The organism is Kitasatospora sp. NPDC057500, from assembly GCF_042802195.1.
Taxonomy (GTDB): Bacteria; Actinomycetota; Actinomycetes; order Streptomycetales; family Streptomycetaceae; genus Kitasatospora.
Map to the genome: position 1 here is coordinate 1 of NZ_JBHVER010000057.1, position 25,577 is coordinate 25,577.

19 protein-coding genes and 1 pseudogene are annotated in these 25,577 nt (G+C 73.8%); 19 read left to right on the top strand and 1 reads right to left on the bottom strand.

Features of this window, described 5'->3' with window-relative positions; translation table 11 throughout:
* The first annotated feature begins 46 nt into the window (after nucleotides 1-46).
* The 4 genes from ACFU74_RS15060 (at nucleotide 47) to ACFU74_RS15075 (ending at nucleotide 3,977) form a co-directional block, all read left to right on the top strand.
* Complete coding sequence (locus ACFU74_RS15060; protein WP_380756498.1) at nucleotides 47-1,057, top strand: ABC transporter permease; 1,011 nt, start codon at nucleotides 47-49, stop codon at nucleotides 1,055-1,057.
* Nucleotides 1,054-2,124: an ABC transporter ATP-binding protein gene (locus tag ACFU74_RS15065; protein WP_380756500.1), complete on the top strand. Its 1,071-nt coding sequence runs from the start codon at nucleotides 1,054-1,056 to the stop codon at nucleotides 2,122-2,124. The genes ACFU74_RS15060 and ACFU74_RS15065 overlap by 4 nt, the downstream gene beginning before the upstream one ends.
* Before the next feature lie 34 nt (nucleotides 2,125-2,158).
* A complete protein-coding gene (locus ACFU74_RS15070; RefSeq protein ID WP_380756502.1) occupies nucleotides 2,159-3,223 on the top strand; it encodes an ABC transporter ATP-binding protein in 1,065 nt (354 codons plus the stop codon).
* A gap of 94 nt (nucleotides 3,224-3,317) precedes the next feature.
* Nucleotides 3,318-3,977, top strand: coding sequence for a trimeric intracellular cation channel family protein (locus tag ACFU74_RS15075; RefSeq protein WP_380756504.1), 660 nt, complete (start codon nucleotides 3,318-3,320; stop codon nucleotides 3,975-3,977).
* Here ACFU74_RS15075 and ACFU74_RS15080 read toward each other — a convergent pair.
* Nucleotides 3,913-4,668 carry an IclR family transcriptional regulator gene (locus ACFU74_RS15080; RefSeq protein WP_380756506.1) on the bottom strand — a complete coding sequence of 252 codons (756 nt, stop codon included), beginning with the start codon at nucleotides 4,666-4,668 and terminating at the stop codon, nucleotides 3,913-3,915. The genes ACFU74_RS15075 and ACFU74_RS15080 overlap by 65 nt on opposite strands.
* A gap of 246 nt (nucleotides 4,669-4,914) precedes the next feature.
* Between ACFU74_RS15080 and ACFU74_RS15085 the strand changes: the two genes are divergently transcribed.
* The 15 genes and pseudogenes from ACFU74_RS15085 to ACFU74_RS15155 all read left to right on the top strand — a co-directional run bounded on the left by ACFU74_RS15085 (nucleotide 4,915) and on the right by ACFU74_RS15155 (nucleotide 25,299).
* Entirely contained in the window at nucleotides 4,915-6,096 is a 1,182-nt protein-coding gene (locus tag ACFU74_RS15085; RefSeq protein WP_380756508.1) for a cysteine desulfurase family protein, read from the top strand.
* A 49-nt stretch (nucleotides 6,097-6,145) separates the two neighbouring features.
* The gene (gene mnmA / locus ACFU74_RS15090; protein WP_380756510.1) at nucleotides 6,146-7,285 is read left to right on the top strand and encodes a tRNA 2-thiouridine(34) synthase MnmA; all 1,140 of its coding nucleotides are present in this window, start codon (nucleotides 6,146-6,148) and stop codon (nucleotides 7,283-7,285) included.
* Nucleotides 7,286-7,491: 206 nt separating this feature from the next.
* Complete coding sequence (locus tag ACFU74_RS15095; RefSeq protein ID WP_380756512.1) at nucleotides 7,492-7,626, top strand: hypothetical protein; 135 nt, start codon at nucleotides 7,492-7,494, stop codon at nucleotides 7,624-7,626.
* A gap of 52 nt (nucleotides 7,627-7,678) precedes the next feature.
* A complete protein-coding gene (locus tag ACFU74_RS15100; RefSeq protein ID WP_380756514.1) occupies nucleotides 7,679-8,203 on the top strand; it encodes a TIGR00730 family Rossman fold protein in 525 nt (174 codons plus the stop codon).
* A gap of 13 nt (nucleotides 8,204-8,216) precedes the next feature.
* The gene (locus ACFU74_RS15105; RefSeq protein ID WP_380756516.1) at nucleotides 8,217-8,906 is read left to right on the top strand and encodes an SDR family oxidoreductase; all 690 of its coding nucleotides are present in this window, start codon (nucleotides 8,217-8,219) and stop codon (nucleotides 8,904-8,906) included.
* 25 nt (nucleotides 8,907-8,931) lie between these two features.
* Entirely contained in the window at nucleotides 8,932-9,942 is a 1,011-nt protein-coding gene (locus ACFU74_RS15110) for a methionine synthase (protein WP_380756518.1), read from the top strand.
* Between the two features lie 24 nt (nucleotides 9,943-9,966).
* Nucleotides 9,967-12,348, top strand: a complete 2,382-nt coding sequence (gene ligA / locus ACFU74_RS15115) for an NAD-dependent DNA ligase LigA (RefSeq protein WP_380756546.1) — start codon at nucleotides 9,967-9,969, stop codon at nucleotides 12,346-12,348.
* A 376-nt stretch (nucleotides 12,349-12,724) separates the two neighbouring features.
* Nucleotides 12,725-14,380: pseudogene (locus tag ACFU74_RS15120) on the top strand (putative bifunctional diguanylate cyclase/phosphodiesterase); the annotation flags it as partial.
* A gap of 211 nt (nucleotides 14,381-14,591) precedes the next feature.
* Nucleotides 14,592-14,888, top strand: coding sequence for an Asp-tRNA(Asn)/Glu-tRNA(Gln) amidotransferase subunit GatC (gatC, locus tag ACFU74_RS15125; RefSeq protein ID WP_035845952.1), 297 nt, complete (start codon nucleotides 14,592-14,594; stop codon nucleotides 14,886-14,888).
* Nucleotides 14,889-14,893: 5 nt separating this feature from the next.
* Nucleotides 14,894-16,387 (top strand): Asp-tRNA(Asn)/Glu-tRNA(Gln) amidotransferase subunit GatA, encoded by a 1,494-nt coding sequence (gene gatA / locus ACFU74_RS15130; protein ID WP_380756520.1) that lies wholly within the window; start codon nucleotides 14,894-14,896, stop codon nucleotides 16,385-16,387.
* Nucleotides 16,384-16,623: a hypothetical protein gene (locus ACFU74_RS15135; protein ID WP_350550178.1), complete on the top strand. Its 240-nt coding sequence runs from the start codon at nucleotides 16,384-16,386 to the stop codon at nucleotides 16,621-16,623. Before gatA ends, ACFU74_RS15135 begins: the two co-directional genes overlap by 4 nt.
* A gap of 74 nt (nucleotides 16,624-16,697) precedes the next feature.
* Entirely contained in the window at nucleotides 16,698-18,206 is a 1,509-nt protein-coding gene (gatB, locus tag ACFU74_RS15140; protein WP_380756522.1) for an Asp-tRNA(Asn)/Glu-tRNA(Gln) amidotransferase subunit GatB, read from the top strand.
* A gap of 222 nt (nucleotides 18,207-18,428) precedes the next feature.
* Nucleotides 18,429-18,590: a hypothetical protein gene (locus ACFU74_RS15145; protein WP_380756524.1), complete on the top strand. Its 162-nt coding sequence runs from the start codon at nucleotides 18,429-18,431 to the stop codon at nucleotides 18,588-18,590.
* A 119-nt stretch (nucleotides 18,591-18,709) separates the two neighbouring features.
* A complete protein-coding gene (locus tag ACFU74_RS15150) occupies nucleotides 18,710-21,757 on the top strand; it encodes an AAA family ATPase (RefSeq protein WP_380756526.1) in 3,048 nt (1,015 codons plus the stop codon).
* 632 nt (nucleotides 21,758-22,389) lie between these two features.
* Complete coding sequence (locus ACFU74_RS15155) at nucleotides 22,390-25,299, top strand: putative bifunctional diguanylate cyclase/phosphodiesterase (protein WP_380756548.1); 2,910 nt, start codon at nucleotides 22,390-22,392, stop codon at nucleotides 25,297-25,299.
* The last annotated feature ends 278 nt before the right edge of the window (nucleotides 25,300-25,577 follow it).

Consider the following 25,577-nt stretch of genomic DNA (forward strand, 5'->3'; position numbering starts at 1 on the left):
GTCCGGAGGATCCCGGACGGCGGCGGGTGGCCGGAGCCGACCAACTGTGTTTGCCTACATCATCCGCAGGATCCTCGCGGCCGCGGTGCTGCTGCTGGTCGTCAGCGCGGTCACCTTCGCGATCTTCTTCCTGCTTCCGCGCCTCGCCGGACAGACGGTCGACCAGCTGGCCACCCAGTACATCGGGAAGAACCCCTCTCCCGAGGCGATCAAGGCGGTCAAGCAGAACCTCGGCCTCGACCAGCCGCTGTACACCCAGTACTGGAACTTCCTCAAGGCGCTGGTCAGCGGCGCCGAGTACCAGTTCGGCCCGGAACCGGCCACCTGCCACGTGCCCTGCTTCGGCTACTCCTTCAAGAACCACCTGGAGGTCTGGCCCGAGCTGACCAAGCGGATCCCGGTCACCGTCTCGCTGGCCATCGGCGCCGCCGTGGTCTGGCTGGTGTCCGGCATCACCACCGGTGTCATCTCCGCGCTCAAGCCGCGCTCGATCTTCGACCGGCTCTCGATGGGCATCGCGCTGGCCGGCGTCTCGCTGCCGGTCTTCTTCACCGGCGCGCTGCTGCTCACCGTGTTCAGCTACGAGTGGCCGATCCTGGACAACCTCCAGTACGTCGACTTCACCGAGAACCCGCTGATGTGGGCCCGCAACCTGATCCTCCCGTGGATCTCGCTGGCCTTCCTCTACTCCGCGCTCTACGCCCGGCTCACCCGCGCCGGAATGCTGGAGACGATGAGCGAGGACTACATCCGCACCGCCCGGGCCAAGGGTCTGGCCGAGTCCAAGGTCGTCACCCGGCACGGGCTGCGCGCCGCGCTCACCCCGATCGTCACCATCTTCGGCATGGACCTCGGACTGCTGCTCGGCGGCGCGCTGATCACCGAGCAGGTCTTCTCGCTCCAGGGCGTCGGCCAGTTCGCCGTCCAGGCGATCTCCGACAACGACCTGCCGAAGATCCTCGGCGTCACCCTGCTCGCCGCCTTCTTCGTCGTCCTCTGCAACCTCGTGGTCGACCTCCTGTACGCCGCTGTCGACCCCCGGGTGAGGCTGTCGTGACCGAGCTCCAGAAGACCCCGGCCCGCGCGGCCGCCCCGGGCGGGCAGGACGCCTTCCTCTCGGTGCGGGACCTGCGGATCCACTTCGACACCGACGACGGCCTGGTCCGCTCCGTCGACGGGGTCAGCTTCGACCTCGCCAAGGGCCGCACCCTCGGCATCGTCGGCGAGTCCGGCTCCGGCAAGTCCGTCACCTCGCTCGGCATCATGGGCCTGCACCGCTCCAAGCGGGCCCGGATCAGCGGCGAGATCTGGCTCGACGGCGAGGAACTCGTCGGAGCCGGTCCGGACCGGGTCCGCGAACTGCGCGGCCGGCAGATGGCGATGATCTTCCAGGACCCGCTCACCGCGATGCACCCCTACTACACGGTGGGGCAGCAGATCGTCGAGGCCTACCGGGTGCACCACCCGCAGGCGGGCAAGAAGCAGGCCCGCGCCCGCGCCGTGGAGATGCTCGACCGGGTCGGCATCCCGCAGCCCGACCGCCGGGTCGACGACTACCCGCACCAGTTCTCCGGCGGCATGCGCCAGCGCGCCATGATCGCCATGGCGCTGGTCAACGACCCCTCGCTGCTGATCGCCGACGAGCCCACCACCGCGCTGGACGTCACCGTCCAGGCGCAGATCCTGGACCTCATCCGCGACCTCCAGGAGGAGTTCGGCTCGGCCGTCATCATCATCACCCACGACCTCGGGGTGGTCGCCGAACTCGCCGACGACATCCTGGTGATGTACGGCGGCAAGTGCGTCGAGCGCGGCCCCGCCGAGAGCCTCTTCGACGCGCCCGAACACCCCTACACCTGGGGCCTGCTGGGCTCGATGCCGCGCCTGGACCGCGAGTTGCAGGACCGCCTCGTCCCGGTCAAGGGCACCCCGCCCAGCCTGATCAACGTGCCGTCCGGCTGCGCCTTCCACCCGCGCTGCCCCTACGCCGCGCTGACCGGTGGGCGCTCCACCGAGGAGACCCCCGGTCTCACCGAGGTCGCGCCCGGACACCACGCCGCCTGCCACCTCGCGCTCGCCGAGCGGCACCGCATCTTCGCCGAAGAGATCGCGCCCCGGCTGTGAGCCCGGCCTCGTACCACCATTCTGGAGAGAACCGATGACGGACACTCAGGCGGCGGGCCCCGCACCCATGAAGAAGGTGCCCGAGCAGGCGCCCGCCCCGGACCGGCGGCCGCTGCTCAAGGTGACCGGCCTGACCCGGCACTTCCCCATCCACAGCGGCCTGCTGCGGCGCCAGACCGGCGCCGTCCGGGCGGTCGACGGCATCGACTTCACGGTCAACGCCGGCGAGACCCTGGGCGTCGTCGGCGAGTCCGGCTGCGGCAAGTCGACGATGGGCCGGCTGGTCACCCGGCTCGACGAACCCACCGGCGGGACGGTCGAGTTCGAGGGCACCGACATCACCCACCTGGGTGTCGGGGCGATGCGGCCGCTGCGCCGCGACATCCAGATGATCTTCCAGGACCCGTACTCCTCGCTGAACCCCCGGCACACCGTCGGCACCATCGTCGGCGCGCCGTTCAGGCTGCAGAAGGCCGAGCCCGAGGGCGGGACCAAGAAGGCCGTCCAGGAGCTGCTGGAACTGTGCGGGCTCAGCCCCGAGCACTACAACCGCTACCCGCACGAGTTCTCCGGTGGCCAGCGCCAGCGCATCGGCATCGCCCGGGCGCTCGCCCTGCGCCCCAAGATGATCGTCGCGGACGAGCCGGTCTCCGCGCTCGACGTCTCCATCCAGGCCCAGGTGGTCAACCTGCTCGACGACCTCCAGCGGGAGCTCGGCCTGACCTACCTGATCATCGCGCACGACCTCTCGGTGGTCCGGCACGTCTCCGACCGGGTCGCGGTGATGTACCTGGGCAAGATCGTCGAGATCGCCGACCGGGACTCGCTCTACCGCGCCCCGATGCACCCGTACACCACCGCGCTGATGTCCGCCGTGCCGGTGCCCGACCCGCGCCGCCGCCAGCGCGCCGGGCGCGAGCGGATCCTGCTCAAGGGCGACGTGCCCTCGCCGATCAACCCGCCCAGCGGCTGCCGCTTCCGCACCCGCTGCTGGAAGGCCCAGGAGATCTGCGCGAGCCAGGAGCCGCCGCTCGCCGTCGCCTCGGCGGGGCACCAGGTCGCGTGCCACTTCCCCGAGGGCAGCGCGGGGAACGACTAGCACAGTCCGGAGAACGCCGTCGCGGGGGAGAAGACGCTCGCCACCGCGTGACCGCTGGACCGGAGGGGAGGCTCGGCCGGGTCACACTGGTGCGGTGACCTCGCAGATCTTCCCCTCCGACGTGCAGCAGTCGCTGGACCTCGTCGGCATCTTCGTCTTCGCCCTCTCCGGGGGGCTGCTCGCCGTCCGCAAGAACATGGACATCTTCGGCATCTGTGTGCTGGCCGAGGTCACCGCGCTCGGCGGCGGTGTGATGCGCGACCTCGTCATCGGGGCCACCCCGGTCGCCGCCTTCACCAACCTGGGCTACTTCGTCGACCCGCTGATCGCCGCCCTGGTCGTCTTCTTCCTGCACCCCGAGGTCGAACGGATCAACCGGGCCGTGCAGACCCTGGACGCGCTCGGCCTCGGCCTGTTCTGCGTCACCGGCACCGCCAAGGCCCACGACTTCGGCCTCGGCGCCGTCTCCTCCGTCGCCCTCGGCATGGTGACCGCGGCCGGCGGCGGCGTGATGCGCGACGTCCTGGCCGGCGAGATCCCCTCGCTGCTCCGCTGGGACCGCGAGATCTACGCGGTGCCCGCGCTGGTCGGCGCCGCGCTGGTCGCCGTCCTGATCGCGCTGGACAGCCTCACCGCCGCCACCGGCACCGCCGCCGCGCTCACCGCCTTCGTCCTGCGGATGCTCGCCCTCAAGTACGGCTGGCGCGCACCACGGGCCTGGCACCGCAACGGTTCTCGCACCAGCGAGGAGTAGGCGAGCCGCCGTACGCCAGCGAGATCGCCTCCGCCGTGCAGAGCAGCTCCGGCACCAGCCGCACCAGCTCGGCCGGCGACACCCGGTCCGCCGGCGCCGAGACCGCGCACGCCGCGACCGCCCGCCGGTCACTGCCGGCCACCGGCGCCGCCACGCTCGTCACCGTCTCCAGGTGCCCGGACGACTCCGCCGCCCAGCCCCTGCGGCGCACCGCCGCCAGCTCGGCGGGCAGCTCCTCCTCCGCACGGCCGTCCTGCGGCAGCCCGGCCAGCAGCACCCGGCCGATCGCCGTCCCCGCGGCCGGCGCCCGCCGCCCGATCCGGTCCGGCAGGCCCGCCCCGGTGCTCCACCGCCCGGTCAGCTCGTCCAGGTACAGCACCTCGTCGTCCTCCAGCACCGCCAGCTGCACCGTGCAGCCGAAGCGCTCGTGCAGCGCCGCCAGGTACGGGGCGGCCACCTGCCGGACGTCGATCCCCTGCAACGCCCGCTGCGCCAGCGACAGCACCCGGCCGCCCAGGCGGTAGCGGCGGTCGGACAGCCGGTGGACGAAGCCGTGCTCCTCCAGGGTGCGCAGCAGCCGCAGCGCGGTGGACTTGTGCACGCCGATCGAGGCGGCGGCCTGCCCCAGGGAGACCGGGCCGTCGCCGAGCGAGCCGAGCAGGGTCAGGGCGCGGTCGAGGGACTGCGACATTCCGCCCCCCAACTCGCTGTTCCGGTCCGCCCGCGTGAGCGGTGGCCGTCAGGCTAACCGCTGGCGCGCCCGGCTCCGTACCGGGTTGCCCGGACGGGCAGCGCGGCGGTGCGCGGCGTCCGGTGGCCGGATCGGTGCGCTCCGGCCGGATGTGGCCCGGTGCGGCGCGATGTGGCGCGATGTGGTCGGCTGCGTCCGTCCGAGCCGGTCCGGTGCAGGCCGGGGGGCCTCTACAATCGGATGGTTATGCCATACCTGGACCATGCGGCGACCACGCCGATGCTGCCCGAGGCGATCGCCGCGATGACGGCGCACCTGGGGGTCGTCGGCAACGCCTCCTCCCTGCACGCGGCCGGCCGCCGGGCCCGCCGCGTGGTCGAGGAGGCCCGCGAGTCGCTGGCCGAGTCGCTCGGCGCCCGCCCCAGCGAGATCGTCCTCACCGGCGGCGGCACCGAGTCCGACAACCTGGCCGTCAAGGGCCTGTACTGGACCCGCCGCGGCGCCGACCCGGCCCGCACCCGGGTGCTGTGCAGCCCGGTCGAGCACCACGCGGTGCTGGACGCGGTGCACTGGCTCGCCGAGCACGAGGGCGCCACCGTCGACTACCTGCCGGTGGACGCGTTCGGCCGGGTCCACCCGGCGGCGCTGCGCGAGGCGATCGAGCGCGACCCGGCCTCGGTCGCGCTGGTCACCGTGATGTGGGCGAACAACGAGGTCGGCACCGTCCAGCCGGTCGTCGAACTCGCCGCCGTGGCCGCCGAGTACGGCATCCCGATGCACGCCGACGCGGTGCAGGCGCTCGGCCAGGTCCCGGTCTCCTTCGCCGACTCCGGACTCACCGCGCTCACCGTCACCGGCCACAAGATCGGCGGCCCGTTCGGCATCGGCGCGCTGCTGCTGTCGCGCGGCGCGACGCCCGTGCCGCTGCTGCACGGCGGCGGCCAGGAGCGCGACGTCCGCTCCGGCACCCTGGACGCGCCCGGCGCCGCCGGCTTCGCCGCCGCGGCGGCCGTCGCCGTCGAGCGGCGCGCCGAGCACGCCGGCACGCTGGGGGCGCTCCGGGACGAGCTGGTCGCCTCGGTGCTGGCCGCCGTCCCGGACGCGGTGCTCAACGGCGATCCGGCGGCGGAGGGGCGGCTGCCCGCCAACGCGCACTTCTCCTTCCCCGGCTGCGAGGGCGACGCGCTGCTGATGCTGCTCGACGCCCAGGGGATCGAGTGCTCCACCGGGTCGGCCTGCTCGGCCGGCGTCCCGCAGCCCAGCCACGTGCTGCTGGCGATGGGCGTCGACCCGCTGCTGGCCCGCGCCTCGCTGCGGTTCTCGCTCGGACACACGTCGAGCCGCTCCGACGTCACCGCGCTCGCCGAGGCCGTCGCGCCGGCCGTCCAGCGCGCCCGCAACGCGGGCCTGGCGGCCGTCCGGCGCTGAGGAAACCCCGGCGGAATGCCGGGCGGCACCACGTACGCTTGGACTCATCATGACTGACTTCCCGGGTGCCCCGACCGCTCCGTCCGCCACTGGCCGCCTGCGCGTGCTCGCGGCGATGTCCGGCGGGGTGGACTCCGCCGTCGCCGCCGCCCGCGCCGTCGAAGCCGGGCACGAGGTGACCGGCGTGCACCTGGCGCTGTCCAGCAACCCGCAGTCCTTCCGGACCGGGGCACGCGGCTGCTGCACCATCGAGGACTCCCGGGACGCGCGCCGCGCCGCCGACGTGATCGGCATCCCGTTCTACGTCTGGGACCTCGCCGAGCGGTTCCGCGAGGACGTCATCGACGACTTCGTCGCCGAGTACGCGGCCGGGCGCACCCCGAACCCGTGCCTGCGCTGCAACGAGAAGATCAAGTTCGCCGCGCTGCTGGACAAGGCGATCGCGCTCGGCTTCGACGCCGTCTGCACCGGCCACTACGCCCGGATCGTCGACCTCCCGGACGGCACGCGCGAACTGCACCGGGCCGTCGACGCCGCCAAGGACCAGTCCTACGTCCTCGGCGTGCTCGACGCCGACCAGCTCGCCCACTCGCTCTTCCCGCTCGGCGACACCACCAAGGACGTCATCCGCGAGGAGGCCGAGCGGCGCGGCCTGGCCGTCGCCAAGAAGCCGGACTCGCACGACATCTGCTTCATCGCGGACGGCGACACCCAGGGCTTCCTGGCCGAGCACCTCGGCACCGCCACCGGCGACATCCTGGACGTCGACGGCACCAAGCTCGGCGAGCACGACGGCGCGTACGGCTTCACCATCGGCCAGCGCAAGGGCCTGCGGATCGGCCGCCCGGCCGCCGACGGCAAGCCGCGCTACGTCCTCGACATCTCCCCGGTGAACAACACCGTGACCGTCGGCCCGGTCGAGGGCCTGGACGTCACCGGCCTCACCGCCATCCGCCCCCGCTGGTGCGGCACCGAACCCCTCACCGACGGCCGCTACACCGCCCAGCTCCGCGCCCACGGCGAGGAGGTCCCCGTCACCGCCTCCGTCGTCGACGACACCCTCCACGTCCACCTCGACACCCCCGCCCGCGGCATCGCCCCCGGCCAGGCCGTCGTCCTCTACGACGGCCCCCGCGTCATCGGCTCCGCCACCATCGCCACCACCCACCGCCCGGCCGTCCCAGCCTGAGCACGGCCCGGTTGTGACCGCCCGCGCCGCCGGCCCGGCGGCGCGGGCGGAAGCGGTCCGCGGACTTGCGCCGAACCGGTGGGCGGGAGCGGGCGAAGGAGCCGCGGCCGTGCTGCGTCTCGATCAGCTGGGCTGTTCGAAGCTCTGCGATGGCTTTGCGCATTCTTCGGGACGCCACTCCGATCGTGGACCCGCGGCAACACGCCGTGACGTTGTTCTCCGAACCCGACCACGACCGGTACCACACCCGCAGTGACCGGAAGTTCGGTGACGAGATCCACATCCCGGAGCCCTTCGGCTTCGCGCTGAGCCTGGCGGCGCTCCTGCCGTACAAGGGCTGAGGAACAAAGGTGGTGAACGAGGGCGCCGAGGCGTGATAGACCGGATTCCACTATGAACATCTGCGTCTTCTGCTCCGCCGCCCCGCTCGACGACCGTTACTCCGCCCCCGCCGCCGAGTTCGCCCGGCTCCTCGGGGAGGGCGGGCACACCCTGGTGTGGGGTGGCTCCAATGCCGGGCTGATGGGGGAGCTGGCGGACGGGGTCAGGGCCGCGGGCGGGCGGTTGGTCGGGATATCCGTCGAGTTCCTGAAGCACAAGGCGTACGAGGGCGCGGACGAGCTGGTCACCACCGCCGACCTCGCGGAGCGCAAGGCGATGCTGCTGTCGCGGGCGGACGCGGTGGTCGTGCTGGTCGGCGGGCTGGGGACGCTGGACGAGGTCACCGAGGTGCTGGAGCTCAAGAAGCACGCGCTGCACGACAAGCGGGTGGTCGTCCTGGACACCGAGGGGTTCTACGCGGGCCTGCGCACCCAGCTGGAGCGGATGGACGCGGAGGGCTTCCTGCCGCGCCCGCTCACCGAGCTGGTCACCTTCGCCGACACCCCCGCCCAGGTCTTCGAACAGCTGAAGGCCTGAGAGGATCGGAACCATGGCCACTCATCTGATCACCGGCGCCGGCTCCGGCATCGGCGCCGTCCTCGCCGCACGTCTCGCCGAACGCGGCGACGAGCTCTGGCTGCTGGCCCGCGACGCCCGCCGCGCCGCCGAGCTGCGCGAGCGCTTCCCCGGCGCGAAGACCCTGGTCGGCGACCTCGGCGACCCGGCCAAGCTGTCCTGGGCCTTCGGGCACCAGGCGCTGCCGGTCGAGCTGGACTCGCTGCTGCACGTGGCCGGCACGGTCGAGCTGGGCCCGGTCGGCGACCTGCCGGTCAAGGCCTGGCAGGACACCCTGAACGTCAACCTGGTCGCCCCCGCCGAGCTGACCCGGCTGCTGCTGCCCTCGGTGCGGCTGGTCAAGGGCCACGTGGTCTTCGTCAACTCGGGCGCCGGCCTGCGCGCCGGCGCCGAGTGGTCGGCGTACGCGGCGAGCAAGCACGGGCTGAAGGCGCTCGCGGACTCGCTGCGGCTGGAGGAGCACGGCAACGGCGTCCGCGTCACCTCCGTCTACCCGGGCCGCACCGCCACCGCGATGCAGGCCAAGGTGCACCAGCAGGAGGGCAAGCAGTACGACGCCGGCCAGTGGATCGAGCCGGAGTCGGTGGCCAAGGCCGTCCTGGCGGCGCTGGACGCCTCCCGGGACGCGGAGATCACCGACATCACGGTCCGCCCGGGGCGGTGACCGGTGGCCGACTAGGCTCGGGCGGGTGAGCAACGGACACCCCTTCCCCGACCTGGTCGGCGCCGCCACCGGCGTCGGCTCGCTGCCCGGCACCGACGCCCGGGAGGCCGCCAGGACCTCCACCGGCGCGCTGGAGCACCTGCCGTTCCTCCCGGAGCTGCCCGCCCGCGGGCCGGGCGCCGACATGATCGGCCGCTCCGCCGGCCTGCTCGTCGAGCTGTTCGCGCAGACCGAGCCGAGCGGCTGGCGGTTCACCGACCGCCCCGGCAGGGACACCCGGCGCGCCCACTCCTGGCTCGGCGAGGACCTCGACGCCCTGGAGGAGTCCACCCAGGGCTACCAGGGCGCGCTGAAGGTCCAGGCGGTCGGCCCGTGGACGCTGGCGGCGTCCGTCGAACTCCGGCACGGCGAGAAGGCGCTCGCCGACCCCGGCGCCTGCCGGGACATCGCCGGCTCGCTCACCGAGGGCCTGCGCCGCCACCTCGCCGACATCCGCAAGCGGGTGCCCGGCGCGGAGGTGGTGCTCCAGTTGGACGAGCCCTCGCTGCCCGCCGTGCTGGCCGGCGAGGTGAAGACGGCCAGCGGCTTCCAGCGGCTGCGCGCCGTCGACCGGCAGGTGGCGGAGGAGACGCTGCGCGAGCTGGTCCGCGGGCTGGACGCGCCGGTCGTGGTGCACTGCTGCGCGCCCGGGGTGCCGCTGCCGCTGCTGCGCCGGGCCGGGGTGGCCGGTGTGTCGCTGGACTTCTCGCTGCTGACCGAGCGTGAGGACGACGACCTCGGCGAGGCGGTCGAGGCGGGCACCGTGATCTTCGCGGGTGTCGTCCCCTCCACTGACCGGGCACTGTCAGACCCGGCCGGTAGTGTCCAGGTTGTCAGGACGTTGTGGCGCAGGCTCGGGTTCTCCCCGGAGCTGCTGGGCCGCCGTGTGCTGGTGACGCCGACCTGCGGTCTGGCCGGGGCCTCCCCGTCCTACGCGCGCACGGCGTTGTCACTCAGTGTGAAGGCGGCCCGGAGCCTGGTGGACAACCCGGAATGAGAGATTGACGGAGGGCTTGCGGTGGTGGCTGTCGAGGGCTGGGAGGACGTTCCGGCGGAGGTGCGCAAGCGGCACGCCGAGCTGGCGGCCGAGATCACGGACCACCGGGCCCGCTACTACGGGCAGGACGCGCCGATCGTCAGCGACGCCGAGTTCGACGCGCTGATGCGCGAGCTGGAGGGGCTGGAGGCCGAGCACCCGGCGCTGGTCACCCCGGAGTCGCCCACGCAGAAGGTCGGCGGCACGCCGACCCTGCTGTTCGCGCCGGTCGAGCACCGGGAGCGGCTGCTCAGCCTGGACAACGCGATGGACGACGAGGAGCTGGCCGCCTGGGCCGAGCGGGTCGCCACCGAGCTGTCCGGCATCGAGTACCACTACCTGTGCGAGCTCAAGGTGGACGGCCTGGCCGTCAACCTCACGTACGAGAACGGCCAGTTGGTGCAGGCGGCGACCCGCGGCGACGGCCGGGTCGGCGAGGACATCACCGCCAACGTCCGCACCATCAAGGAGATCCCGCACCGGCTCCGGGGCGACGACGTCCCGGCGCTGGTGGAGATCCGCGGCGAGGTCTACTTCCCGACCGAGGCCTTCGAGGCGCTCAACGCCTCCTTCGCGGAGGAGAACGAGCGCCGCCGGGTGGAGAACGAGGAGCGCGCCAAGGAGGGCAAGCGGCCCCGGGCGATGATCCGGCTGTTCATGAACCCGCGCAACGCCGCCGCCGGCTCGCTGCGCCAGAAGGACCCGCTGGTCACCGCCTCCCGCCCGCTGCACATGGTGGTGCACGGCATCGGCGCGCGCTCCGGCTTCGACATCGACAACCAGTCGCACGCCTACGACCTGCTGCGCGAGTGGGGCCTGCCGACCGCCCGGCACAACAGGGTGGTCGGCACGCTGGACGAGGTGCGGGCGTTCATCAAGCACTTCGGCGAGCAGCGGCACTCGGTCGAGCACGAGATCGACGGCGTGGTCGTCAAGGTGGACGAGATCGCCCTGCAGGGGCGGCTCGGCTCCACCTCGAAGTCCCCGCGCTGGGCGATCGCCTGGAAGTACCCGCCGGAGGAGGTCACCGGCAAGCTGGCCGCGATCAAGGTCGGCATCGGCCGCACCGGCCGGGCCACCCCGTACGCGGTGCTGGCCGAGCCGGTGAAGGTGGCCGGCTCGATGGTGCAGTACGCGACGCTGCACAACCAGGAGGTCGTCAAGGCCAAGGACGTCCTGCTCGGCGACACCGTGGTGCTGCGCAAGGCCGGCGATGTGATCCCGGAGATCCTCGGCCCGGTGTACGACCTGCGGGACGGCACCGAGCAGGCCTTCGTGATGCCCTCGCACTGCCCCGAGTGCGACAGCGAACTGCGGGCGATGGCGGAGGGCGACATCGACCTGCGCTGCCCCAACGCGCGGTTCTGCCCGGCCCAGATCCGCGAGCGGATCGCCTTCCTCGGCGGGCGCTCGGCGCTGGACATCGAGGGCCTCGGCTATGTCGCGGCCACCGCGCTGACCCAGCCGCTGGAGCCGGCCGAGGCGCCGGTGGGCAACGAGGGCGACATCTTCGGCCTGACGGTCGAGCAGCTGCTGCCGATCAAGGTGCTGGTGCGCGACCAGAAGACCGGCATGCCGAAGCTCGACGACGAGACCGGCGAGGAGAAGGAGGTGTTCTTCTTCGCCACCACCGCCGGCGCGCCGAAGAAGAACACCGGGGTGATGCTGGAGAACATCGAGAAGGCCAAGGACCGCCCGCTCTGGCGCTTCCTCAACGGCCTCTCGATCCGGCACGTCGGCCCGGTGGCCGCCCAGGACCTCGCCCGGGAGTTCCGCGACCTGGACGCGATCTTCGCGGCGAGCGAGGAGCGGCTGGCCGCCACCGAGGGCGTCGGCGCGGGCACCGCGCGCTCGATCGTCGAGTGGTACCAGGTGGACTGGCACCGGGAGATCGTCGAGAAGTGGCGCGCCGCCGGCGTCCGCTTCACCGAGGAGGCGGCCGAGGAGGAGGGCGAGCGCCCGCTGGAGGGGCTGACGGTCGTCGTCACCGGCACGCTGGCCGGGCACACCAGGGACGGCGCCAAGGAGGCGCTGACCTCGCGCGGAGCGAAGGTGACCGGTTCGGTGTCGAAGAAGACCCACTTCGTGGTCGCCGGCGACAACCCCGGGTCCAAGTACGACAAGGCGGTCCAGCTGGGGCTGCCGGTCCTCGACGACGCGGGCTTCGCGATCCTGCTGGAGCAGGGGTCGGCCGCCGCCCGGGTCCACCTGGGGCTGCCGCCGGAGCCGCCGGAGGAGCCGGTGAAGAAGGCGCCCGCGAAGAAGAAGGCCGCGGCCGGGAAGGCCGCAGAGGAGGCCACCGAGGAGGCCGCCGAGGAGGAGCCGCAGGCCGGGGAGCAGCCCGCCGCGGAGCCCTCCGGGGACTGACCCCCGCGCGCGGAAGCCCCGAATCCGGCTTGTTATCGTCCTGATGCAGCGTCATCGGGTGCCGCACAGTGTTTACGGGCATCGTGTCACCGTGCGGCACCGGGACATGGTGGCGTATGTCCGGTTGTCCGAAAGTCTGCCCGTCGGGTGAAGCCGCGCATACCCTGGAGCGCAACAGAGTGTCAGCAGGGGTGGGGGTACCGGCCGGGCCGGACTCCGCGGGGCCGCTCCATGCCCGGCAGGCTGCCGGTACCGGTACGGTGCCTCACCGCTAGGCGGCCTGACGGGGCGGGCCCGACGGAGGACTGGGCTTATGGATCGTACGACCGGCGGCGCTCCCACGCGCCCGCCGCAGGGGGTGGCGGGGGTCGTTCTGCTGCTCGGCGTGCTGCTGGCCGGCGCGGCGCCGCTCATCCCGCTGGCCGTGCTGGTCTACCGCTACGAGGCGGAACTGCTGCCGCTGTTCGCGGTGCCGCTGGCCGTCCTGGTCGCCGCCTGGCGGATCGCCCGGGACCGGGCGCGCGACCAGCTGACCGACCCGCTGACCGACCTCCCCAACCGCCAGGCGCTGCTGCTCGCCGCCCAGGAGTCGATCGCCGAGCACTCCGAGGGGTACAGCGTCGGTCTGATCCTGCTCGACCTCGACCGCTTCCGGTCGCTCAACGACACCCTCGGCCACACCGCCGGCGACCGGTTGCTCGTCCACATCGCCCGTCGGCTGCACCGGGCCCTGCGCTCCGGCGGGGCGGCCGGCAGCGCCACCCGGGAGTCCATCGACGACGTCTTCGCCGGCCTGCCCCGGCACTACCGCGGCCGCCCGATGGTGGCCCGGATGGGCGGCGACGAGTTCGCCGTGCTGCTGCCCGGCATCGGCTGCCCGGACGCACTGGAGAAGGTGGCCAAGGCGCTGATCGCCGAACTGGCCGCGCCGATCCGCCTCGACGGCCTGCTGCTCGTCCTGGAGGCCAGCGCGGGCGTCTGCGTCTTCCCGCGGCACGCCCAGGACGCCGAGTCGCTGCTGCGCCGGGCCGACGTCGCGATGGGCCACGCGCAGCGCGGCCGCACCTCGGTCGAGCAGTACGACGAGACGCAGGACGCCGACACCCCGTACCGGATCGGCCTGCTGGGCGACCTGCGGCGGGCCCTGGAGACCGGCGAGGTGCAGCTGCACTACCAGCCCAAGGTGGCCTTCGACGGCCGGGTGGTCGGGCTGGAGGCGCTGCTTCGCTGGGAGCGCCCGGGCCAGGGCCGGGTCTCGCCGGACGAGTTCGTCGGCCTCGCCGAGTCCAGCGGGCTGATGCCCCGGCTGACCGACTACGTGCTGGAGGCCGCCGTCGGCCAGCTCGCCCACTGGCGCGAGCAGGGCCTCCAGGTGCAGGTCGCGGTGAACGTCTCGCCGCGCGACGTGCTCAACCCCGGCTTCGCCCAGCGGGTCGCCGGCCACCTCGTGCGCCACCAGGTGCCGGCCCACGCGCTCCAGCTGGAGATCACCGAGCGGCTGCTGCTGGACGACTCCCGGCGGGCCGCCGACACCCTCGCCGAACTGCGCGGCTACGGGGTCGGGATGTCCCTGGACGACTTCGGGACCGGCCACTCCTCGCTGGTGCGGCTGCGCAGCCTGCCGGTCGGCGAGCTGAAGATCGACCGCTCCTTCGTCTCCCGGATGGTCGCCGACGACCACGACGCGGCGGTGGTCCGCTGCTCGGTCGAGCTGGCCCACTCGCTCGGCCTGACCGTGGTCGCCGAGGGCGTCGAGGACGACGAGACCTGGGAGCGGCTGAACTGCATGGGCGTGGACGCGGTGCAGGGCTGGCTGGTGTCGGCGGCGCTGCCGGCCGAGCAGGCCACCGCCTGGCTGCGGGTGCACCGCACCGGCGCCCCGCCGGTGGAGCGGCTCGCCGCGGCCTCCGCCGAGCGGCTGCCGCCGGTGATCAAGCCCGCCCTGCCGCCCGTGGTCCAGGCGGTGCAGGCCGCCGCGCTGGAGATCCAGGCGCCCAAGCAGCAGCGCTGGGCGCCGACCCGCCCGCAGTAGAAACCGTCCCCGGGCCGCCGCGGGCCGGGCCGCGCGGCGGGGGCGACCCCCGGGCCGCCGCCGGTCGTTGGCCGGTGGCCGGGCCGCGCCCCATAGGATGGGGCCACAGACCACGAGGACGGGAGCGCCGGACAGGCCGCTCCCGGCCCGGGCCCGGCACCGTCGGAAGGCGGATCCGGGCCTCACCAGAACTCACCCTGAGGATCGCTGCATGCCTGGCATCACGCGCGAGGAGGTCGCCCACCTCGCTCGGCTGTCGCGTCTTGAGTTGCAGGCCGAAGAGCTGGACCACTTCGCCGAGCAGCTCGACGTGATCATCGGCGCGGTCGCCCGCGTTTCCGAGGTCGCCGGACAGGACGTCCCGCCCACCTCCCACCCGCTGCCGCTGACCAACGTCATGCGCGCGGACGAGGTCCGGCCGTCGCTCACCCCGGAGCAGGCGCTGGCCGGTGCCCCGGCCGCCGAGGAGCAGCGTTTCCGCGTTCCCCAGATCCTCGGGGAGGACTGACCGAGATGACCGACCTGATTCGCTACACCGCCGCCGACACGGCCGCCGCCATCGCCAAGGGCGAGGTCTCCGCCGTCGAGGTCGCGCAGGCGCACCTGGACCGCATCGAGGCCGTCGACCAGAAGGTCAACGCCTTCCTGCACGTCGACACCGAGGGCGCGCTGAGCGCCGCCCGGGCCGTCGACGAGAAGCGCGCCAAGGGCGAGGAGCTGGGCCCGCTGGCCGGCGTCCCGCTGGCGCTGAAGGACGTCTTCACCACCAAGGGCGTGCCGACCACCTGCGGCTCGAAGATCCTCGAAGGCTGGATCCCGCCGTACGACGCCACCCTGACCTCGCGGCTCAAGGACGCCGGCGCCGTCATCCTCGGCAAGACCAACATGGACGAGTTCGCGATGGGCTCCTCCACCGAGAACTCCGCCTACGGCACCACCGGCAACCCGTGGGACCTCTCCCGGATCCCCGGCGGCTCCGGCGGCGGCTCGGCGGCCGCGCTGGCCGCCTTCGAGGCCCCGCTGGCGATCGGCACCGACACCGGCGGCTCGATCCGCCAGCCCGGCGCCGTCACCGGCACCGTCGGCGTGAAGCCGACCTACGGCTCGGTCTCCCGCTACGGCCTGGTGGCCTTCTCCAGCAGCCTGGACCAGGGCGGCCCGTGCGCCCGCACCGTGCTGGACGCGGCGCTGCTGCACGAGGCCATCGCCGGCCACGACCCGCTGGACTCCACCTCGATCGACGCGCCGGTCCCGGCCGTGGTCGAGGCCGCCCGGATGCGCGACGTGCGCGGCATGCGGATCGGCGTGGTGAAGGAGTTCGCCGGCGAGGGTTACCAGGCCGGCGTCATGCAGCGCTTCAACGAGTCGGTGGAGCTGCTGCGCGAGCTGGGCGCCGAGGTCGTCGAGGTCTCCTGCCCGTCGTTCACCCTGGCGCTGCCCGCGTACTACCTGATCGCGCCCAGTGAGGCCTCGTCCAACCTGGCCCGCTTCGACGCGATGCGCTACGGCCTGCGGGTCGGCGACGACGGCACCCGCTCCGCCGAGGACGTCACCGCGCTGACCCGCGAGGCCGGCTTCGGCCCCGAGGTCAAGCGCCGCATCATCCTCGGCACCTACGCGCTCTCCTCGGGCTACTACGACGCCTACTACGGCTCGGCCCAGAAGGTGCGCACGCTGATCTCCCGCGACTTCGACGCCGCGTTCGCCGGCGTGGACGTCCTGGTCTCGCCGACCACCCCGACCACCGCCTTCCCGATCGGCGAGCGCGCCGACGACCCGATGGCGATGTACCTGGCCGACCTCTGCACGATTCCGTCCAACCTCGCGGGCAACGCGGCGATGTCGCTGCCCTGCGGCCTCGCCCCGGAGGACAATCTCCCGGTCGGCCTGCAGATCATCGCACCCGCGATGGCGGACGACCGCCTGTACCGCGTGGGCGGCGCCGTCGAGGCCGCACTCAACGACAAGTGGGGGCACACCCTGCTGGAGGAGGCACCGGCACTGTGAGCAAGATCGAGAAGGCCAAGGGCTTCAAGCATTCGAAGCCGGGGCTGTGGCTGTCCATCGGGACCAGCGCGTTCGGCGCGATCTCCATCGTCAAGGACGTCCGCAGGGCCCGCGACGAGAGCGACACCCTGAAGCTGGTCAACGCCCTGGTCGGCGCCGCCGCGCTGGTCACCGGCACCGCCCTGCTGGTGCGCGAGCTGCGCCGCCTCGGCGACGACGACGTCCTGCTGGGCTAGCCCGCGGGGTCCGGCCGGCACCGCGGTGGCGGCCGGACCCGCACCACCGAAGACTTTTGAGTGAAGGGGACGCTGTGAGCGTCAAGAACCTGGTCTCCTACGAGGACGCTCTCGCGTCGTACGACCCGGTGATGGGCCTTGAGGTCCACGTCGAGCTGGGCACCAAGACCAAGATGTTCTGCGGTTGTTCGACCGAGCTGGGTGCCGAGCCGAACAGCCAGGTCTGCCCGACCTGCCTGGGGCTGCCGGGCTCGCTGCCGGTGGTCAACGCGGTCGGCGTGGAGTCGGCCGTCAAGATCGGTCTGGCGCTGAACTGCGAGATCGCCGAGTGGTGCCGGTTCGCGCGGAAGAACTACTTCTACCCGGACATGCCGAAGAACTTCCAGACCTCGCAGTACGACGAGCCGATCGCCTTCAACGGCTACCTCGACGTGCAGCTGGAGGACGGCTCGACCTTCCGGGTGGAGATCGAGCGCGCCCACATGGAGGAGGACACCGGCAAGTCCAGCCACGTCGGCGGCGCGACCGGCCGCATCCACGGCGCCACCCACTCGCTGCTGGACTACAACCGGGCCGGCATCCCGCTGATCGAGATCGTCACCAAGCCGATCACCGGCGCCGGCGAGCGGGCCCCCGAGGTCGCCCGCGCCTACGTCGCCGAGCTGCGCGAGCTCATCCGCTCGCTGGGCGTCTCCGAGGCCCGGATGGACAAGGGCCAGATGCGCTGCGACGTCAACCTGTCGCTGCGCCCCAACGGCACCGAGACCTTCGGCACCCGCTCGGAGACCAAGAACGTCAACTCGCTGCGCAGCGTCGAGCGGGCCGCCCGGTTCGAGATCCAGCGCCACGCCACGGTGCTGGTCGACGGCGGCACGATCGTCCAGGAGACCCGGCACTTCCACGAGGACGACGGCTCCACCACCTCCGGCCGGATCAAGGACAACGCCGAGGACTACCGGTACTTCCCGGAGCCGGACCTGGTGCCGGTCGCGCCGTCCCGCGAGTGGGTCGAGGAGCTGCGCGCCGCGCTGCCCGAGCTGCCCCGGGTGCGCCGGGCCCGGCTCCAGGCCGAGTGGGGCCTGTCGGACAAGGACATGCAGTCGGTGCTGAACGCCGGCGCCGTCGAGCCGATCCAGGAGACCATCGCCGCCGGTGCCCCGGCCGACCAGGCCCGCAAGTGGTGGATGGGCGAGCTGGCCCGCCGCGCCAACGAGACCGGCACCGAGCTGGCCGAGCAGCCGATCACCCCGGCGCAGGTCGCCCGGGTCACCGCGCTGGTCGCCGAGGGCAAGCTGAACGACAAGCTGGCCCGCCAGGTCATCGAGGGCGTGCTGGCCGGCGAGGGCGAGCCGGACGAGATCGTCGAGAAGCGCGGCCTGGCCGTCGTCTCGGACGACTCCGCGCTGGGCGCCGCCGTCGACCAGGCCATCGCCGAGAACGAGGCGGTCGCCGCCAAGATCCGCGACGGCAAGGTCGCCGCGGTCGGCGCGCTGGTCGGCGCGGTCATGAAGGCCACCCGCGGGCAGGCCGACGCGGCCCGCGTGAAGGATCTGATCTTGGAGAAGCTGGGCGTTTCCGCCTGAGTTTCCAAGGCGCCTAAGGCAATCTAAGGCCTGCTTAGCCGACCGGGGCCCGGTCTTACCCTGCACAAGGGGTGAGGCCGGGCCTTCGTCGTTCCTCCGGCGGGTGGCCTAAGGCGATCGGGCCCCGGAAGATCCGGAAGCCTGCCGATGCCCGCCGCCCCCCTGGGAGAGGAGTCTCTACTCAGCACGAGGGAGACACCCGAACCCACGAGGGGAAGCACCGTGATCGAGTACGAGCTCATCAAGCAGCAGGAACAGGAACTCCGGGCCCAGGCCGAGCACCAGCGGCTGGTCCGCGAGGCGAGGACCGCCGGGCGCACCGGACGGCGGCCGAACGTGGGGCTGCGCCTCCAGCGGCGCACCGCACGCCCCGGCGAATGCTGACGAACCGGCACCATGGTGCCGAGCGGGCCACGGAGGGGGAGGCGCCACAGGGGAGCGCCTCCCCCTCCGGGCGTTCGCCGGGCGCGATAACCCCTCGGAGCGGGCAGGACCCCTGTGGCATGCTCGCTTCCATGCAGCAGATCTCGGTGAGTCCCGTCTTCGTCGGCCGCGACCCGGAGCTCACCGACCTGACGGACGCGCTGGACCGGGCCGGGCGCGGCGAGCCGCAGACCGTGCTGATCGGCGGCGAGGCGGGCGTCGGCAAGACCCGGCTGCTGGAGGAGTTCCTGCGCCTGGCGGACTCCCGCGGCGTGCTCACCACCGACGGAGGCTGTCTGGAGGTCGGCGCCGAGGGCCTGCCCTACGCGCCGCTGGCCACCGCGCTGCGCCGGCTGCACCGGTGTCTGGGCACCGAGCTGGAGAGCGCCGCCGCCGGGATGGAGGGCCATCTCGCCCGGCTGCTGCCCGACTTCGGCGAGGCCGACGGCGAACCCAACGACGAGTACGGCCGGGCCCGGCTGTTCGAGCACACCGCGAGGCTGTTCGAACGGCTCGGCACGGACCGTACTTTCGTGCTCGCCGTCGAGGACCTGCACTGGTCCGACCGCTCCACCCGGGAGCTGTTCGCCTACCTGGTCCGCACCCTGCACCGGGCCCGGGTCCTGCTGGTCGCCACCTACCGCACCGACGACCTGCACCGCCGCCACCCGCTGCGACCCTTCCTGGCCGAGCTGGAGCGGCTGCGCACGGTGCGCCGGCTGGAGCTGGAGCGCTTCGGCCCCGGCGAGGTGGCCGCCCAGCTGGCCGGCATCCTCGGCACCGCCGCGCCGGACCGCGCCCTGGTCGAGCGCGTCCACCGCCGCTCCGAGGGCAACCCGTTCTTCGTCGAGGAGCTGGCCACCGCGCTGCGGGAGGGCTGCTCGACCGGGCTCACCGACTCGCTGCGGGACATCCTGCTGGTCCGGGTCGAGGCGCTGGACGAGGAGACCCAGCGGGTGCTGCGGATCGCCGCCGAGGGCGGCTCCAACGTCGAACACGCCCTGCTCGCCGCCGTCCTGGAGGACGAGGAGCGGCTGATCGGCTCGCTGCGCGCCGCGGTCGGCGCCAACATCCTGCGCCCGGCCCCGGACGGCGACGGCTACCGGTTCCGGCACGCGCTGGTCCGCGAGGCCGTCTCGGACGACCTGCTGCCCGGCGAGCGGCACCGGATCAACCGCCGGTTCGCCGAGGCCCTGGAGGCCGAGCCGCAGCTGGTCGGCGCCGACGCCCGCCCGGCCCGGCTGGCCAACTACTGGTACCACGCGCACCATCCGGCCCGGGCTCTGCCGACCGCGCTGGACGCCGCCCGCGCCGCCCGCCGCCGCAACGCCTTCGCCGAGCAACTGCGCATGCTGGAACGGGCCCTGGAGCTGTGGGACGAGGTCCCCGCCGAGCAGCTGGCCGACACCCTGCGCCCGTACGACTGGGCCGAGACCTACCCGCCCTGCTCCTGCGACGCCGGCCGGCACGACGAGGACTGCGACCGGCTCTGCCGGATCGACGTGCTGGCCGAGGCGGTGGTCGCGGCCCGCCGCAGCGGCGACCGGGAGCGCGGGCTGAGCCTGGCGAAGCGGGCGCTGCAACTCGTCGACGAGACCGAGCACCCGGCCCGCGCCGCCTGGTTCCGGATCAACCGGGCCCGGATGCTCGGCCATCTGCGCCGCTCCGGCGACGAGGCGGAGATCGCCTACGCGCACCGGCTGGTCGAGCACCTGCCGCCGTCCGCCGTGCAGGCCGAGGTGTTCGCCCTCGGGGCCGGCGCCGGAATGCTCTCCAACCCCCGCCCCGAACTGGTCGCGCTCGCCGAGCGGGCCGCCCGGATAGCCCGCGAGGTCGGCGCCCACACGGTCGAGCAGCACGCCCTGATGACCCTCGGCGGGCTGCGCAACGACCTGGACGCCGACCCGGAGGCCGCGGTGGCGCAGCTGACCGCCGCGGTCGAGGCCGCCCGCGGGCTGGGTGCCCCGGACCTGCTGCTGCGCGGCCTCAACAACCTGGCCTCGCTGCTGCGCGGCCTCGGCCGGGCCGAGCAGGCCGCGGAGCTGGCCCGCGAGGGGCTGGACTCGGCCCGCCGCAACGGGCTGCAGCGCAACATCGGCACCATCCTGAGCGGGAACCTCGCCGAGGCGCTGATGGACCTCGGGCGGATCGACGAGGCCGAACTGGTCCTCGACGAGGGCGACCTGACCCGGCCGAGCGGCACCCACGCCGAGTTCCTGGACCGGCTGCGCGGGGAACTCGCCCTGCTCCGCGGCGACCTGGCCGGAGCCGCCGCGCTGCTCGCCCAGGCCCGGGCGGCCAACCGGGTCGGCCAGATCCAGCACTCGGTGCCGATCAGCCGGCTCGCGGTGCGGACCGCAGCCCTGGCCGGACGCCCGCTGGAGGCGCGCGCCGAACTGCTCGCCGCGCTGGCGCAGGACTTCCCCTGCGGCTACCTGGCCGACTTCTTCCCGCTGCTGGTCGACGGCGCGTCCAGCGAGGCGGACAGCCGGGGCCTGCCGGAGGCCGAGGCGGGCCGGGCCGCGGTGCTGGCCCGGATCGTCGAGGTCGCGGCCCGGCTGACCCCGACGGCGCCGCTGCACCACGGCTGGGCCCGGCTGCTGGAGGGCGAACTGGCCCGGGCCGAGGGGGCGGACACCCCGGCGCACTGGGCCGCCGCGGTCGAGTGGCTGCGCCCGACCGGGCTGCCGTACCCGCTGGCGCTGGCCCTGCTGCGGGCCGGCGAGGCCGAGGTGCTGGCCGGACGCCGCGATGCCGGGGTCGAACTGCTGCGCGAGGCGAGGGGACTGGCGTCCGTCCGGGGCGACGCCGGGCTGCGCGCCGAGGTCGACGCACTGGCCGAGCGGGCGGGCCTGGCGGTCGTCGCGGGCCGCCCGGCACCGGCCGTGCGGGCGCCGGCCGGGGACTCCTTCGGCCTCACCCCCCGTGAGCGGGACGTGCTCCGATTGCTCGCGCGGGGGCGCACCAACCGGCAGATCGCCGAGGAACTGTACATCTCGCCGAAGACGGCGAGCGTGCACGTCTCCAACATCCTCGGCAAGCTCGCGGTGGCCGGCCGGGGCGAAGCCGCCGCGCTGGCCCACCGTTTGCGGCTGTTCCCCGAGGATCTGGCCCCGGCCGGCCGCTGACCGCCCGCCGCCGGCCGCCGTCCGCCCGGCCCCCGGGCGGCACCGGCCCGGCCGGTGCTCCGCCGCCGGTGCCGCCGGTGTCGCGCGGGCGCTGCCCCGTGCTCCTGTGCGCGCCGCGTGAGCCCCCGCCCGTGCGCCCCCGCCAACCGGCCCGTTCCGGTGGAATCGGGCGCAATTCCCCACCCCGGGGCCATTACTCTAAGTTGAGTGTGCGTGTCATTGAGTGACCGAAGTGGTGTAGGGTCCCGGACGGGAACATCGGTGTGGCGGGACGCCCGGCAGGCGCCCCGCCCCCTGGGCCACAGCCCCGACGACGGGGCGCCAGGTCACCGCGTACGGCCACCCGGCGCGCGGCCGGTGGTCCGTGACCGGGGCGCGAGGTCCCGGGCCGGAGGGGGAGAGGCCGAGTGAGCTCCACCGACGCGGTGCTGCCCGGAGCCGGACGGCCGCAGGCACCGGACACCGACCTGCTCGCGGGCGGACCGCCGCCCGTGGCCGGCCCGCCCGCCGGCCCCCCGCCCCCGCCGGACCCGTTCCCGCGCGGCGTGCCCCGTCCCGCCGTCCGCCCGGCCGTCCCGCCGCCCGGGGGCGGCAGACCCGGGCCGCTCCGCCGGGCGCGCTGCAGCCGCAGGCTGCCCGGAGCCGCCCTCGGCGTGCTCTGCGCCGCCTACGCGCTGGGCGCCGCCCTCGGCTGGGGCTCGCGCCAGATCGCCGTCTTCATGGGCGACTTCGGACTGGCCGCCGCCGCCCTCGCCGCCGCGCTCTCCTGTCTCGCGTACGGCTGCACGGTCGGCGGCCACGCCCGCCCGGCCTGGCTGCTGTTCGGCCTCTCCTCGCTGATGGTCGCCTTCGGCAACGGCACCTGGGGCTGGTACGAGCTGGTCGAACGCACCCCGCTGCCGCCGAACTCGCTCGCCGAGTACGCCTTCCTGCTGTTCGCCCCGCTCGCCATCACCGGCGTCCTGGTGCTCGCCCAGCGCCCGCGCACCGCCGCCGGCTGGCTCTGCCTGCTGCTCGACGGCTGGCTGGTGGCCGGCTCGCTGTTCACCCTCAGCTGGAGCCTCGCGCTCGGCCGCACCGCCGCCGGCGAGGCCGGCTCCCCGCTGCGGCTGGCCCTCAACCTGGCCTACCCGGTGCTGGACATCCTGCTCGTCTCGCTGGTCGTCGGCCTGCGCTTCGGAGGCCGCGACGGCAACCGGGCCGCCGTCCACACCGCCATGGTCGGCCTCGCCGTCACCGTGCTCTGCGACGCCCTGTTCACCTCGCCCGAACTGCGCAGCAGCTACCACTCCGGCGAACTCCTGGACGCCGGCTGGTTCGCGGGCAGCCTGCTGCTCGCCTGGGCGCCGTGGTCCCCGCGCTGGCGCCGCCCGCTGCGCGAGCACCCCGCGCTCGGCGGACTGCCGCGCCGCCGGGTCGCCACCACCTTCAGCGCGCTCACCCCGTACGCGGCCGCCGCCGTCTGCACCGCCGGGATCCTCTACAACGCCCTCGGTGGGCGCTCGCTGGACCGGGTGGTGGCCTCGGCCGCCTGCACCGTCGGCCTCGCGCTGATCCTGCGGCAGGGCATCATGCTGCTGGACAACCTCTCGCTCGCCCAGGAACTCGCCCACAAGGAGGCGCACTTCCGCTCCCTGGTGCAGGGCTCCAGCGACGTCATCATGATCGCCGGCGCCAACGGCGTGCTCTCCTACGTCTCCCCGGCCGCGCTCGGCGTCTACGGGCGCGACCCGGAGGAACTGGTCGGCGGCAACCTGCTCGACCTCATCCACCCCGAGGACGTCGACCGGGTGCTGCTGGAGGTCCGCCGCTTCCTGGCCCGCGGCCGGCTCGCCGCCCACCGCGACCCCGGCGGCGAGCCGCTGCCCGCCGCCCGGGTGGAGTGCCGGATCGCCTCCGGCGCCGGTGAGTGGCTGCACGTCGAGTCCACCGTCGACCGGTACCGCGACGGCCTCATCCTGAACAGCCGCGACGTCACCGAACGCGTCATGCTCCAGGCCCAGTTGCAGCACAACGCGTTCCACGACCCGCTCACCGACCTGCCCAACCGGGCGCTGTTCACCCAGCGGCTGCGCACCGCGCTGGCCGCCCGCGGCCCGCAGGACGAGGCCGGCGCCGGGGTCGCGGCGCTCTTCCTCGACCTGGACGGCTTCAAGGCGGTCAACGACACCGCCGGCCACCAGGTCGGCGACGAACTGCTGGTCCAGGCCGCCCGCCGGCTCCAGGGCGCCGTCCGCTGCGGGGACACCGTCGCCCGCTTCGGCGGCGACGAGTTCGCCGCCCTGGTCTGCGGCCCGCTCGGCCGCCTCCAGGTCCAGGAGCTCGCCGAACGGCTGCGCACCGCGCTCTCCGAGCCGTACTGGATCGGCGGCAGCGAACTCAGCGTCGCCGCCAGCATCGGCATCGCCTTCGGCAGCCCCGAACGCGGCCCGGCCGCCGACCCGCGGGCCGCCGCCGACGAGCTGATGCGCAACGCCGACCTCGCGATGTACCGCGCCAAGTCCGAGGGCAAGGGCCGGGTGATGCTCTACACCCCGGCCATGCGCGCCGACCTGGAGCGCCGCACCGAACTGGACGAGCGGCTGCGGGCGGCCGTCCGGGAGGGCGGCTTCGCACTGCTCCACCAGCCGGTGGTGGACCTCGCGAGCGGCGCGGTCACCGCCGTCGAGGCCCAGGCCCGCTGGCGCTCCGCGCAGGGACTGCTGCTCACCCCCGCCGAGTTCCTGCGCTCCACGGGGACCGGCGACGCCGCCGCCCGGTACGCCCGCTGGCTGGTCCGCGAGGCGGTCGGCGCCGCCGCGCTGCGCCGCGCCCTGCCCGCCCGCGGCCTTCCCGTCCCGCCGCCGGTCCCGGTGTCGGTCCGGCTCTCCGCCGAGCGGCTCTGCGCGCCCGGCCTGTACGAGACGGTGGCCGCCGCGCTGCGCGAGAGCGGGCTGCCCGGCGGCCAACTGATCGTCGAGGTGGCCAGGACGGGCCCGGATGACCTGGCGGACGAACTCGGCCGCCGGCTCGCCGCGCTGCGCCGGCTCGGCGTCTCCACCGCGCTGGCCGGCTTCGGGGCCGGCAGCGGCTCGCTCGGCGCGCTCGCCCGGCTGCCCCTGGACGGCCTCAAAATGGACCGCTCGCTGGTCCAGGACCTCGGCGACTCCGCGGTCGCCCGCACGCTCGCCGGGCACGCCCTGCGGCTCGGCCGCGACCTCGGTCTGGTCACCGGCGCCGAGGGCGTCGACCTGCCGCGCCAGGTGGCCGTGCTGCAGGAGTTGGGCTGCCGCCAGGTGCAGGGCTCGGCCTTCTCCGCGCCGCTGGACGAGAGCAGGCTGAGGCGCGCCCTGGCCCGCCGCGCCTATCCGGTGCCGCGGCCGCCGGGCCCGCCGCCGGTCCGGCGAGCGTACCTGGCCGCGGAGGCCCGGACGAGTGGGCGCGCGGAGGGCGCGCAGGGACGTGTCGCAGCTCACCACAGCCCCTCCGACCTGCCCGAACACCAGGCCGTGCCAGGTCCGGGAGCAGGTCCGCATGGCGAGACTGCCGTCCCACCTGCTTGACAGTCGGGCCTTGACGGGAGGAAGGTCATTGCCATGCGCACCCGAATTCTCGTACTTGGCGGGCGCGTCGGCTGAGCGGGCCATGCCCCGCTTGTGACAGACCGACGCGCCACCCCTCGCATGCCCTTGGGCACGAGGGGTTTTTTGTTGCACCGACGCCGTTCCACCACCGCAAGACCCCTGGCCCCGTGGCCCCGCGAAAGGGACGATTGGGGCAGAGCCGGCGATCGGCCCGCAAGCGGGACCCCACCCCTCGACCCCGGGGCCCGCAACCACCG